The sequence below is a fragment of the Mycobacterium sp. E2989 genome (genome assembly GCF_001667595.1).
Classification (GTDB): Bacteria; Actinomycetota; Actinomycetes; order Mycobacteriales; family Mycobacteriaceae; genus Mycobacterium.
The window spans coordinates 26031-37597 of the sequence record NZ_LZJX01000123.1 but is presented as its reverse complement, the minus strand read 5'-3'; the positions used below and the strand labels follow the sequence as shown (position 1 = coordinate 37597).

16 protein-coding genes are annotated in these 11567 nt (G+C 67.1%); 1 reads left to right on the top strand and 15 read right to left on the bottom strand.

Features of this window, described 5'->3' with window-relative positions; all coding sequences use genetic code 11:
* A partial coding sequence (locus A5680_RS22480) for a DUF4436 family protein (RefSeq protein ID WP_156675205.1) occupies positions 1-400 on the bottom strand: 400 nt, incomplete at its 3' end.
* A 353-nt stretch (positions 401-753) separates the two neighbouring features.
* Between A5680_RS22480 and pstS the strand changes: the two genes are divergently transcribed.
* Positions 754-1884: a phosphate ABC transporter substrate-binding protein PstS gene (gene pstS / locus A5680_RS22475; RefSeq protein ID WP_067823352.1), complete on the top strand. Its 1131-nt coding sequence runs from the start codon at positions 754-756 to the stop codon at positions 1882-1884.
* Between the two features lie 3 nt (positions 1885-1887).
* Here the strand turns inward: pstS and A5680_RS22470 are convergent, their stop codons facing one another.
* From A5680_RS22470 to rpsJ, 14 genes are all read right to left on the bottom strand, one after another.
* Complete coding sequence (locus tag A5680_RS22470; RefSeq protein WP_055401863.1) at positions 1888-2823, bottom strand: DUF4436 domain-containing protein; 936 nt, start codon at positions 2821-2823, stop codon at positions 1888-1890.
* Between the two features lie 42 nt (positions 2824-2865).
* Positions 2866-3543, bottom strand: coding sequence for a hypothetical protein (locus A5680_RS26110; RefSeq protein WP_231977680.1), 678 nt, complete (start codon positions 3541-3543; stop codon positions 2866-2868).
* Entirely contained in the window at positions 3518-5878 is a 2361-nt protein-coding gene (locus tag A5680_RS22460; protein WP_067823349.1) for an arylsulfatase, read from the bottom strand. The genes A5680_RS26110 and A5680_RS22460 overlap by 26 nt, the downstream gene beginning before the upstream one ends.
* A 116-nt stretch (positions 5879-5994) precedes the next feature.
* Positions 5995-6339 (bottom strand): 30S ribosomal protein S17, encoded by a 345-nt coding sequence (rpsQ, locus tag A5680_RS22455; RefSeq protein WP_067823346.1) that lies wholly within the window; start codon positions 6337-6339, stop codon positions 5995-5997.
* Entirely contained in the window at positions 6339-6572 is a 234-nt protein-coding gene (gene rpmC / locus A5680_RS22450) for a 50S ribosomal protein L29 (protein WP_055401869.1), read from the bottom strand. Before rpmC ends, rpsQ begins: the two co-directional genes overlap by 1 nt.
* Positions 6572-6988: a 50S ribosomal protein L16 gene (gene rplP, locus A5680_RS22445; protein WP_007167840.1), complete on the bottom strand. Its 417-nt coding sequence runs from the start codon at positions 6986-6988 to the stop codon at positions 6572-6574. The genes rpmC and rplP overlap by 1 nt, the downstream gene beginning before the upstream one ends.
* Before the next feature lie 3 nt (positions 6989-6991).
* On the bottom strand, positions 6992-7834 hold the full coding sequence (gene rpsC, locus A5680_RS22440; protein ID WP_055401871.1) for a 30S ribosomal protein S3: 843 nt from the start codon (positions 7832-7834) through the stop codon (positions 6992-6994).
* Positions 7834-8397, bottom strand: a complete 564-nt coding sequence (gene rplV, locus A5680_RS22435; RefSeq protein ID WP_055401873.1) for a 50S ribosomal protein L22 — start codon at positions 8395-8397, stop codon at positions 7834-7836. The genes rpsC and rplV overlap by 1 nt, the downstream gene beginning before the upstream one ends.
* A complete protein-coding gene (gene rpsS, locus A5680_RS22430; protein WP_010908582.1) occupies positions 8394-8675 on the bottom strand; it encodes a 30S ribosomal protein S19 in 282 nt (93 codons plus the stop codon). Before rpsS ends, rplV begins: the two co-directional genes overlap by 4 nt.
* Positions 8676-8696: 21 nt before the next feature.
* A complete protein-coding gene (gene rplB, locus A5680_RS22425; protein ID WP_055401875.1) occupies positions 8697-9539 on the bottom strand; it encodes a 50S ribosomal protein L2 in 843 nt (280 codons plus the stop codon).
* 22 nt (positions 9540-9561) lie between these two features.
* The gene (gene rplW / locus A5680_RS22420) at positions 9562-9864 is read right to left on the bottom strand and encodes a 50S ribosomal protein L23 (protein WP_055401878.1); all 303 of its coding nucleotides are present in this window, start codon (positions 9862-9864) and stop codon (positions 9562-9564) included.
* Positions 9865-10530 (bottom strand): 50S ribosomal protein L4, encoded by a 666-nt coding sequence (gene rplD, locus A5680_RS22415; protein WP_055401880.1) that lies wholly within the window; start codon positions 10528-10530, stop codon positions 9865-9867.
* Positions 10530-11183, bottom strand: a complete 654-nt coding sequence (gene rplC, locus A5680_RS22410; protein WP_067823344.1) for a 50S ribosomal protein L3 — start codon at positions 11181-11183, stop codon at positions 10530-10532. The genes rplD and rplC overlap by 1 nt, the downstream gene beginning before the upstream one ends.
* A 14-nt stretch (positions 11184-11197) precedes the next feature.
* Positions 11198-11503 (bottom strand): 30S ribosomal protein S10, encoded by a 306-nt coding sequence (gene rpsJ, locus A5680_RS22405; RefSeq protein WP_003873519.1) that lies wholly within the window; start codon positions 11501-11503, stop codon positions 11198-11200.
* Between the last annotated feature and the right edge of the window lie 64 nt (positions 11504-11567).

The following is an 11567-nucleotide window of genomic DNA, read 5'->3' as shown; positions in this document are numbered from 1 at the left end:
ATTGCAGGTCACCCAGGTCGTTGGGCGGATCCATGCGGACCGCGGTGTCGGTCTTCAGCACGTCAAGGCGTTTGTCGAACATCGAGTCTTCCGGAATGACAAGCACTTTCACCGTCAGGCGATTGGCGACGGTGTCCAGCTTCTCGAGCCGGACCAACACGATGGTGTCGCTCGTCGCGTTCAAGTCCGGCGGCTTGAGCGGCTCCCCCGACCGGGCCAGCAGGTGGAAGCCGAACAGCGTCAGCGAATAGACCACTACGAAGCCGAGCAGGGCAGCGAGCCCGATGAAGAGGCGTCGCCTGGGCTTTTTCGGCGGAGTCTCGGGTGGCGCCGTCGCTGTAGCGGCAGGCGGAGGCGTTGGCGGGGTGGGCTGTTGTTGCGGCGCCGTGTGGTGGGTCATCTTCAGCCTCCATCGGGATCGACCGGTGCGCCCGCTTGGGCGGCACGAGACGGATGGTAGCGAACTCTTTGCGTTCGCGCGCCAGAAGAGCAATATGCGAGCTATCAGGTAGGTTGCCGCAACATAGCCGGTGGGAGGCCGCTGGATAGCGAATCGCCGCCGGCGCGATTCGTCGGCCCGGCACGCACGCCGGCGTCCATGTCAATTCACCCGATGTTTGTTTGCTTGGCAGGCGCGGTCGCGGTAAGTCTCGACGTGTGTCGAAACGGGGCCAGCGCCCCAGCGCTCGCCGTCGCCGCCGGGTGGCACGTACACCGTCTGCGCGAACCCGCAGTCCCCAGGAGCCAAGCAACGTGAAGCGCACCCCACCGGCGATCGCCATCGGCCTGCTCGCCGCGGCGACCGTCGCGGTCTCGGCATGCAGCACCGACCCCCACCCCACCCTGGCGTATGCCGCCGGCGCCAAGGTGGACTGCGGCGGCAAGCAGGCCCTGACGGCCAGCGGCTCGACCGCACAGGCCAACGCCATGACGAAGTTCGTCGCGGCATACGGCAAGGTGTGCGCCGGCCAGACCCTCAATTACACCGCTAACGGATCGGGCGCGGGGATCAGCGACTTCCTCGCCGGCAAAACGGATTTCGGCGGGTCGGACACGCCGCTGGCCGGAAACCAATACGCCGCGGCCAAGCAACGCTGCGGCGGCGCCGACGCCTGGAACCTGCCGGTGGTATTCGGGCCGCTTGCCATCACCTACAACCTCGGCTCGGTCGACTCGTTGGTGCTCGACGCGTCGACGATCGCCAAGATCTTCGACGGCACCATCACCCGCTGGGACGACCCGGCCCTCACCGCGCTCAACGCGTCCATGCCGGCCGAAGACATCCGGGTCGTCTACCGCAGCGACGCGTCGGGGACGACGGACAACTTCCAGTCCTACCTCCAGGCCGCCTCCGGCGGGGCCTGGAACAAGGGGGCGGGCAAGGCGTTCAACGGCGGCGTCGGCACCGGCGCAGCGGGCAACAACGGCACCGCGGCGCTGGTGAAGTCCACCGAGGGCGCGATCAGTTACAACGAGCTGTCTTTCGCTCTGCAGCAAGGGCTTTACGCCGCCGAGATCAAGACCCCGGCGAGCCGCAGGTCGCTGCGGCCGGTGCGCATCGGCACCGACACCGTCGGCAAGACCATCACCGGCGCCAAGATCATCGGCAGCGGCAACGACCTGGTGCTCGACATCTCGTCGTTCTACAACCCCGCCCAGCCCGACGTGTACCCGATCGTGTTGGCCACCTACGAGATCGTCTGCTCCAAATATGCGGACCCCGAAACGGCCAAGGCGGTCAAGGCCTTCCTGCAGGCTGCGATCGGTCCCGGCCAGGTCGACCTCGCCCGCAACGGGTACATCCCGCTCTCGCCGGACTTCCAGTCGCGGGTCTCGAGCGCCGTCGACTCGATCAGCGCTGTGGGAGCGACGAATTCGGAGTAGCGGCTAAGCCTTGTGCCCGCGCCTGCGGTCGCGTTGCCGCCACCAGCCGTACAGGAAGAGGGCCATCGCGCTGACCAGACCGATCAGGACCCACAGCACGACGGCCTGGTCGATCCACGACCCATACGGTGGGCTCCCCGGCAAGATGTTGCGCAGCGGGACGATGGCGAACAGCATCGCGCCGTACCACGTGGTCATGGGCGGCAGGAACGACGTCCTGCCCAGCGCCACCGGGATGGCCACCCACAACGCCAGCACGGGCAGGGCGATGAGCACCAGGCAGATGCCCAGGTCGAAGATCAGTGGGCCCTTGGCCCTGTGCAACGTGATGATCACGTTGTCCTGAATGTCGGGGTTGGCGTCCTCGGGGTCGTGGACGCGGGTCACGGTCGCGTCCCAGCCGTCCAGCTTTCCGGTCACTTCCACGCGGGCGGGCGCCTTTTCGCGGTTCTGGCCGGTGCCGGTGAACACGTCGGCCGCGATGACTTCCGTCTTGTAGGAGTCGAACGGCCAGTTGCCGGGGTCGCCGTGGGCCACCAGCCCGGTGCTGACTTGCGCCGGCGCCTTTCCTACCGGGTACTGCAGGTCGCCCAGATCGTTCTCCGGGTACAGCCGCACGGCCGCGTCCGTGGTCAGCACGCCGAAGTTCTTGTCGTACAGCGAATCCTTCGGGTAGACAAGCACATTCACCGTCAAGCGATTGGCGACGGTGTCCAGCTTCTCGAGGTGCACCTGCACCACGCTGTCCTCGGCCTCGAGCTTGCTGAAGTCCACCGGGGGCAACGGGGGTGCCGACTTTGCCAACAGGTGAACGGCGATCAGCGACAGGACGTAGATGACGATGACGGCCACGACAATGCCGAAAGCTATCGCGATTTGCCGGCCCCGGGAGCCGGTCGGCGCCGGCGGCGCGGGAGGCGCCGGGGTCCCGGCGGTCATTTTGGCATCACGCGCCAGATGCTAGCGCAGGACAACGGTTTTTCACGGGATAATGACGGCGAATTGCTGCATGACCGTGGCTTTGGCCGCGTCGAATCCGGGCGCTTTGCCGGGCCCCTCCAGGTGAACGACCACCAGGTACGCCTGGGTGTTCGTCCAGACGTGGGTGATGCGGTCGGCGAATTCGGTTGCAGCAGGCCCGCTGTCGGTGCCGCTGAGCAGCTGGCTGCTGTAGCCGCAGAACTGGGCCGCGGTGACGGTGACCTTCACTGTCGGCTTCGCCGTTCGCAAGTCGGTGGCGTAGCGCAGGAACGCCCCGCCGGGCTCTAGGTCCGTGTGGGTGATGCTGACTCGCAGCGACATGCCATCGGGGCCGGTCGACGTCAGCGCGACGTCACCGCTGCCCGGTGCCGAGCTCCAGCCGTCCGGCAACGCGACCGTGAGCACCGGCGCCACCGGGTCCGCCACCGAGGCCTTGGTCATGGAGCCGCTGGCGGGCGGCGGCGGGAAGCAGACCAGCGCGTTGGGTGGAATGTGGTCGGGCAGCGTGGTTTCGACGCCGGGCACCGGCTCGGCAGGGTCGGACAACCGCGTGGTCGAGGTCGTCGACGAGGCGGTCTCACCGATGGCGTTGCCGGCGGTGGTCTTCTCGCATCCCACCGCCGGGAGCGCCAACACGCACAGCGCCAGGGCTTCAGTCGCGCGAAAAGGCAAGCGCAATTTCGGCTTCCACGTCGACGTAGGGCCGGCCGGACAGGTCGACGGTGACCTGAGCGATGGTGCCGCCGGTGAAGGTGAACGGCGCCTTGTAGCGGCTGGATACCCCGGAGCCGCCGTTGCGCCCGACGGTGATGCCGGCGCCCGCGAGCCCGAACGTACCGGGATGGGTTTGCACGTCCGCGAGCGTGCCGACGACGTCGTCGTCGATGAACAACGTCAAGTCGCCGAGCGGCGTGTGGCTGTTCGACACGGTTCCGGTCCGCGTGTAGCTCGCACCGAACAGGTGCCTGCCCAGCGGCACCGCGCCCGACGAGGAGACCTCCTGCTGCCGCTCGCCGAGGAAGTTGTAGACGTAGTGCAGGCGTCCGTCCTGGATGAAAAGCACATGCCCGCCGTGGGCCCCGCCCTGTTTGAAAAGCACGCCTTCCGCGCCCGTGGTATCGACGGTCACCTCGGCCAGTACCGAGAACGACCTGCCCTGGATTTCGGCGGCCGCGCCGATGCTCACGTCCGCGCAGTCGGGGTAGTAGACGTAGCTGGACCGCTCACCGACGAGGTACGGGCGGACCCGCGTCAGCGTCTCCATGATGTTCAGGTCCGACAGCGGCAGGCCGTTGTATTTGGCGGCTTCGGAGAACCACAGCGCCTTGAGCTCCTCGAGTTTGTCCGGGTGTTCGCCGGCCAGGTCGTGGCATTGGCTGCGGTCGGCCTCGATGTGGAACAGCTCCCAGCGGTCGGCGTCGAAATGCGACCAGCCGGCCGGCGTCGCCGCGTGGATGGTGTTGGCGAACCAGCCCTGGTGCCAGATCCCCCGGGTGCCGAGCATGGAGTAGAACTGGGTCTGCTTACCGGTGTCGGCGCTCGGATCGTCAAGGGCCGCTTTGAAACTCACGCCGTCCAGCGGCTTTTGCGCAATCCCCCGGACGGTCTCGGGCGGCGTCATACCCAGCAGGTCGTAGACCGTCGGCGTGATGTCGCAGACGTTGACGTAGTTGTCCCGAACCTCGCCGTGCGCCGCAATTCCGTTGGGCCACGACACGATCGCCGTGTCGGCGATGCCGCCCTCGTGCGACGCGTACCGCTTGTACAGCTTGTGGGGGGTGTTGAAGGCCATCGCCCAGCCGATGGGGTAATGGTTGTACGTCTCCGGCCCGCCCAGGTGGTCGAACAGCTTCATGCTTTCTTCCACGGTGTCGATGTAGCCGTTGAAGAACTTGCCCTCGTTCACCGAGCCGTTCGGGCCGCCCTCCCCGCTGGCGCCGTTGTCGGAGATCACCACGATCAGGGTGTTGTCCAGCTGGCCGGACTCCGCCAAATAGTCCAGTATTCGGCCGATTTGGGCGTCGGTGTAGCTGAGGAAGCCGGCGAACACCTCGGCCATCCGGGCGAACAGCCTCTTCTCGTCGTCGTTCAGCGAGTCCCAGGGCCGCACGGTGTCCTGCAGCGGCCAGGGCTCGCCCTGCGGACCCTTGACGTCCGCGTACGGGTTGACCGGCGACAGCTGCGTCTCCGGCGGGACGATGCCCATCGACTTCTGGTTTTCCAGCACGATTTCGCGGTAGGCCTCGTAGCCCATGTCGAAGCGGCCGGCGTAGCGGTCCGCCCATTCTTTGAAGACGTGGTGCGGCGCGTGCCCGGCGCCCGGACACACGTAGGAAAACCACGGCTTGTCCGGCGCGATCACCTTGGCGTCGCGGATGAATTCGATGGTCTTGTCGGCGAGGTCCTTCGACAGGTGGTAACCGTCCTCCGGCGTGCCGGGCGGGTTGACGGGATGGTTGTCGTACACCAGGTCCGGATACCACTGGTCGGTCTCGCCGCCCAGGAAACCGTAGAACCGTTCGAATCCGCGCGAGGTCGGCCAATGTCGTTTGGTGGACGCCAGATTGGACTCTTCGAGCGGAGTCAGGTGCCACTTGCCGACGCAGTAGGTGTTGTAGCCGCGCTCGGCGAGCACCTCGGAGAGCAGCGCGGTGTCGAACGGGATGCGGCCGTTGGCGTTGGGGAACGCGTCGGTGAACTCTTCGATGGTGGCCATGCCGACGGTGGTGGCGTTGCGGCCGGTCAGCAGCGACGCGCGGGTCGGCGAGCACAGCGCCGTGGTGTGGAACTGCGACAGCCGCACACCGCGCTCGGCGATGCGGGTCATGGCGGGCATCTCGACCAGGCCGCCGAAACAGTCCCAGGTGGCGATGCCGGTGTCGTCCCAAACCAGGTAGAGGATGTTCGGCGAGTTCTGCGGTGCGGTGGGCGCGGCGTACGGGCCCCAGTCCGGCTCGGAGTCCCGGATATCCAGCTCGATCTTGCCTTGAAAGCCTCGCGAGTCAGTCGACATGCGCCGAGCGTAGCGCCGCCGGGAATTTCCCGATCTTTTTTCGCCGTGCCGCTCCCGGGGGCAAAGCAAAACGCCCGAGACCGTAAGGTCTCGGGCGTTTCGATGTGGCTTCGGGGCTACTTGGCCTTCTCCAGGATTTCCACGAGGCGCCACCGCTTGGTCGCCGACGTCGGACGCGTCTCCATCAGCGAGACACGGTCGCCGATGCCCGCGGTGCTGTTCTCGTCGTGCGCCTTCACCTTCTTGGTGGTGCGGATGATCTTGCCGTACAGCGGGTGACGCACGCGGTCCTCCAGCTCGACCACGATCGTCTTCTGCATCTTGTCGCTGACCACGTAACCGATGCGCACCTTGCGGCGGCCACGCACCTTCGGATTGGCCGGCGTGTGCTTGGCGCCCTTCTCCTTCGCGCCGCCGTCCTTCGCGGCGGCCTTCGGTGCAGCCTTCTTCGCTTCTGCCATCACGATTCCTTACCGTCGGGCCCGGAAGCCAGGCCCAGTTCTCGTTCGCGCAGCACGGTGTAGACGCGTGCGATCTCCTGACGCACCGTGCGCAGCCGGCGGTTGTTGGTGAGCTGCCCGGTCGCCATCTGGAAGCGCAGGTTGAACAGCTCCTCCTTCGACTCGCGCAGACGCTCGGTCAGCTCCTCTTCGGTGAGCTCACGCAGTTCGCCAGGCGAAATTCCCACTGCCATCAGAACTGATCCTCTCGGGTGACGATGCGTGCCTTGATCGGCAGCTTGTGGATTGCACGGGTGAGCGCCGCCCGGGCCACCTGCTCGTTGGGGTAGCTCAGCTCGAACAGCACGCGGCCCGGCTTGACGTTGACCACCCACCACTCGGGCGAACCCTTACCGGAACCCATCCGGGTTTCGGCGGGCTTCTTGGTCAGCGGGCGGTCCGGGAAGACGTTGATCCACACCTTGCCGCCACGCTTGATGTGGCGGTTGATCGCGATACGCGCGGACTCGATCTGCCGGTTGGTGACGTAGGCGTGCTCCAGGGCCTGGATGCCGTAGTCACCGAAGTTCACCGCCGTGCCGCCGCTGGCGATGCCGCGCTGGCGGGGATGGTGTTGCTTGCGGTGTTTAACCCTGCGGGGAATCAACATGATTCAGCTCTCCGTGCTCTGCGGTTCTGCGGCGGGCGCGGACTCGGCCGCCGCCGCCTGCTCCTCGGCACCCGCGGCGGCGCGACCGGCCTCGGTGCTGGTCGCCGTGGTGCCCGACGCGCCGCTGCGCCGGGGGCGCGTGCCCGACGGGCGCTCGCGCCGCGGACGGTCGGCGCCCGCCGGGGCCCCCACTCCCGAGGCCGCCAATTCGCGCTTCCCACCGACGATGTCGCCCTTGTAGATCCACACCTTCACACCGATCCGGCCGAAGGTGGTCTTCGCCTCGTACAGGCCGTAGTCGATGTCGGCGCGCAGCGTGTGCAGGGGCACCCGGCCCTCGCGGTAGAACTCCGAGCGGCTCATCTCCGCGCCGCCGAGACGGCCGGAGCACTGCACCCGGATGCCCTTGACGTTGGGCTGGCGCATCGCCGACTGGATGGCCTTGCGCATGGCGCGGCGGAACGCCACGCGGTTGCTCAGCTGCTCGGCCACGCCCTGGGCCACCAGCTGGGCCTGCGACTCGGGGTTGCGGACTTCCAGGATGTTCAGCTGAACCTGCTTGCCGGTCAGCTTTTCCAGGTCCGCGCGGATGCGGTCCGCCTCGGTGCCGCGGCGGCCGATGACGATGCCGGGCCGCGCGGTGTGGATGTCGACCCGCACCCGGTCGCGGGTGCGCTCGATCTCCACGTCGGCGATGCCGGCGCGCTCCAGACCGGTGGACAGCAGCTTGCGGATCGCGACGTCTTCCTTGACGTAGTCGGCGTACTGCTTGTCGGCGTACCAGCGGGATTTCCAGTCGGTGGTGATGCCCAGCCGGAAGCCGTGCGGATTGATCTTCTGGCCCACTAGTCTGAGCCTCCCTTCGCTTCCGAGGTCTCAGACGTAGCTTTCTTCGCCGGGGCGGACTTCGCCGCGGCTTTCTTGGCGGGTGCCTTCTTGGCAGCCGAACCAGTTGCGGCCTTCTTGGCCGGGGCCTTCTTCGCGGGCGCCTTGGCGGCGGCCTTGCTGGCCTCGGCGCGGCGGGCCCTCGTCGACTTCGCCGAACGCTGGTCCTTGGCCGGCCGGCTCTCCACCACGACGGTGATGTGGCTGGTGCGCTTGCGGATCCGGAAGGCGCGACCCTGCGCGCGCGGGCGGATGCGTTTGGCGGTCGGTCCTTCGTCGGCGTAGACGGTCGCGACCACCAGGGTGGCCGGGTCCAGCCCGTTGTTGTTCTGCGCGTTGGCCGCGGCGCTGGCGATCACCTTGGCCACCGGCTCGCTGGCGGCCTGCGGCGCCCAGCGCAGGATGTCCAGCGCGTCGGACACGGACCGTCCGCGCACCAGGTCGATCACCCGGCGCGCCTTGGTCGGTGACACCCGCACGAACCGCGCTTTGGCGACCGCCGACGGGAATTCAGTTGTGGTCATCGCCGTTTGGCCTTCCGGTCGTCCTTGATGTGTCCCTTGAAGGTGCGCGTAGGGGCGAATTCACCAAGCTTGTGACCGACCATCGCCTCGGTGACGAACACCGGGACGTGCTTGCGCCCGTCGTGGACGGCGAAGGTGTGGCCGATGAAGTCCGGGATGATCGTCGAACGCCGGGACCAGGTCTTGATGACCTGCTTGGTGTTCTTCTCGTTCTGCACGTCCACCTTCTTCAGCAGGTGGTCGTCGACGAACGGGCCCTTCTTCAGGCTGCGTGGCATGGTTGGCTACTCCTCGAGTTCCTAGCGACCGTGCTTCTTGCCGGTGCGCCGGCGCCGGACGATGAGTTTGTTGCTGGCCTTGTTCGGGTGGCGGGTGCGACCCTCCGGCTTGCCCCACGGGCTCACCGGGTGCCGACCACCGGAGGTCTTACCCTCACCACCACCGTGCGGGTGGTCCACCGGGTTCATGACCACACCACGGACCGAGGGGCGCTTGCCCTTCCATCGCATCCGGCCGGCCTTGCCCCAGTTGATGTTCGCCTGCTCGGCGTTGCCCACCTCGCCGACCGTGGCGCGGCAGCGCACGTCGACGCGGCGGATCTCACCGCTGGGCATGCGCAGCGACGCGTAGGTGCCCTCCTTGCCGAGCAGCTGGATGCTCGAGCCGGCGGAGCGCGCCAGCTTGGCGCCACCGCCCGGCCGCAGCTCCACGGCGTGGATGACGGTACCGGCCGGGATGTTGCGCAGCGGCAGGTTGTTGCCCGGCTTGATGTCGGCGTTCGCGCCCGACTCCACCACGTCGCCCTGCGAAAGCCCTTGCGGCGCGATGATGTAACGCTTTTCGCCGTCCAGGTAGTGCAGCAGCGCGATGTTGGCTGTCCGGTTCGGGTCGTACTCGATGTGCGCGACCTTGGCGTTGACCCCGTCCTTGTCGTTGCGGCGGAAGTCGATCACCCGGTAGGCGCGCTTGTGGCCGCCGCCCTTGTGCCGGGTGGTGATGCGGCCGTGCGCGTTACGGCCACCATGACCGTGCAGCGGACGCACCAGCGACTTCTCCGGCTCCGACCGGGTGACCTCGGCGAAGTCGGACACGCTGGAGCCGCGGCGGCCCGGGCTCGTCGGCTTGTACTTACGAATTGCCATGTCTAATCAAGTCTTTCTCTCGCTACGCCGGTGCCCCGAACAGGTCGATCGGCTTGCTGCCCGGCGCCAGCGTGACGATGGCCCGCTTGGTGCCCTTGCGCTTGCCGTATCCGGTCCTGGTGCGCTTGCGCTTGCCCTGCCGGTTCGCGGTGTTCACCGATGCGACCTTGACGGCGAAGATCTTCTCGATGGCGATCTTGATCTGCGTCTTGTTCGAATCGGGGTGCACCACAAAGGTGTACACGTTCTCATCCAGCAGGCCGTAGGACTTCTCCGAGATGACCGGGGCCAGGATGATGTCGCGGGGATCGGTGATGGTCGCCATCTACGCCGAAACCTCCTCGGTGCTAGCCGGATTGCCCTTGATGTAGGCGTTGAGGGCCTCAACGCTGAACACCACGTCGTCGGAGCGCAACACGTCATAGGTGTTGAGCTGGTCGGGCGTCAGGATGTGCACACCGGGCAGGTTGCGCACGCTCTTGGCGCCGGCCTCGTCACTGCGGCCGATCACGATCAGCACGTTCTTGCGGTCGGTCAGCGTGCCCAGGAACGCCCTGGCGTTCTTGGTGGACGGGGTCTGACCCGACACCAGCTCGGTGACCGCGTGGATGCGGCCGTTGCGCGCCCGGTCCGACAACGCGCCGCGCAACGCCGCGACGATCATCTTCTTCGGGGTGCGTTGCGAGTAGTCGCGCGGCTTGGGGCCGTGCACGACGCCACCGCCGGTGAACTGCGGGGCCCGCGTCGAACCCTGGCGGGCACGACCGGTTCCCTTCTGGCGGTACGGCTTCCGCCCACCGCCACTGACCTCGCCGCGGGTCTTGGTCGAGTGCGTCCCCTGGCGAGCCGCCGCGCGCTGCGCGGTGACCACCTGGTGCATCAGGGCGATATTGGCCGGGGCGTCGAACAATTCGGCCGGCAGCTCGACGGAGCCCTCGACCTTGCCGTCCGGCGTCTTGACGTCGATCTTCAAGGCCTTCGAGTCAGCCATTACTTCTCACCTCGTTTGATCGCGCTGCGGACCACCACGAGTCCGCCGGTGCGGCCGGGGACCGCGCCCTTGATCAGCAGCACGCCGTTCTCGGTATCGACCTTGTGCACCACCAGGTTCTGGACGGTCACCCGGTCGTTACCCATCCGGCCGGCCATCCGCGTGCCCTTGAAGACGCGCGCCGGGGTGGCGCAGCCACCGATCGAACCCGGCCGGCGGTGCACCGCCTGCGCACCGTGGCTGGCGCCCTGGCCGCGGAAGCCGTGGCGCTTCATGGTGCCGGCGAAGCCCTTGCCCTTGGAGGTGCCGGTGACGTCGACGTAGGCGCCGTCGGCGAAGATCTCCGCGGTCAGCTCCTGGCCGACCTCGTATTCGCTTGCGGCGGCCTCGTCGTCGAGCCGCAACTCGGCCAGGTGCCGACGCGGGTTCACGCCCGCGGCGCCGTATTGACCGGTCACCGGCTTGTTCACCTTGCGCGGGCTGATCTCGCCGTAGGCCAGCTGAACGGCGCTGTAACCGTCACGCTCGGGAGTGCGGATGCGGGTGACCACGTTGGGCCCGGCCTTGACCACCGTCACCGGCACGACCCGGTTGTTCTCGTCGAACACCTGCGTCATGCCCAGCTTGGTACCCAGAATGCCTTTTCTTGCCATGAGCTCTGGATCTCCTACTGGATGTTGACGTCGACACTGGCCGGAAGGTCGATGCGCATCAGCGCGTCGACGGTCTTCGGCGTCGGGTCGAGGATGTCGATCAGCCGCTTGTGAGTACGCATCTCGAAGTGCTCCCGCGAGTCCTTGTACTTATGCGGAGAGCGGATGACGCAATACACGTTCTTCTCAGTCGGCAGCGGCACCGGACCTACGACACTGGCACCCGTGCGGACGACGGTCTCGACGATTTTGCGCGCCGATGCGTCGATGGCCTCATGGTCGTAGGCCTTGAGCCTGATGCGGATCTTCTGTCCCGCCACGCTTCTCCTACCCTCACTCCACTTACAAAATCCGTGTCCGGACCTGGTGCTCCCAGCGCGCTGA

Excerpts from the sequence above, each read along its gene's own strand:
- A5680_RS22470 (WP_055401863.1), bottom strand. The coding sequence starts at position 2,823 with ATGACCGCCGGGACCCCGGCGCCTCCCGCGCCGCCGGCGCCGACCGGC.
- A5680_RS22460 (WP_067823349.1), bottom strand. The coding sequence starts at position 5,878 with ATGTCGACTGACTCGCGAGGCTTTCAAGGCAAGATCGAGCTGGATATC.
- rpsQ (WP_067823346.1), bottom strand. The coding sequence starts at position 6,339 with ATGGCAGAAGCGAAGAAGGCTGCACCGAAGGCCGCCGCGAAGGACGGC.
- rpmC (WP_055401869.1), bottom strand. The coding sequence starts at position 6,572 with ATGGCAGTGGGAATTTCGCCTGGCGAACTGCGTGAGCTCACCGAAGAG.
- rplP (WP_007167840.1), bottom strand. The coding sequence starts at position 6,988 with ATGTTGATTCCCCGCAGGGTTAAACACCGCAAGCAACACCATCCCCGC.
- rplV (WP_055401873.1), bottom strand. The coding sequence starts at position 8,397 with ATGACCACAACTGAATTCCCGTCGGCGGTCGCCAAAGCGCGGTTCGTG.
- rpsS (WP_010908582.1), bottom strand. The coding sequence starts at position 8,675 with ATGCCACGCAGCCTGAAGAAGGGCCCGTTCGTCGACGACCACCTGCTG.
- rplB (WP_055401875.1), bottom strand. The coding sequence starts at position 9,539 with ATGGCAATTCGTAAGTACAAGCCGACGAGCCCGGGCCGCCGCGGCTCC.
- rplW (WP_055401878.1), bottom strand. The coding sequence starts at position 9,864 with ATGGCGACCATCACCGATCCCCGCGACATCATCCTGGCCCCGGTCATC.
- rplD (WP_055401880.1), bottom strand. The coding sequence starts at position 10,530 with ATGGCTGACTCGAAGGCCTTGAAGATCGACGTCAAGACGCCGGACGGC.
- rplC (WP_067823344.1), bottom strand. The coding sequence starts at position 11,183 with ATGGCAAGAAAAGGCATTCTGGGTACCAAGCTGGGCATGACGCAGGTG.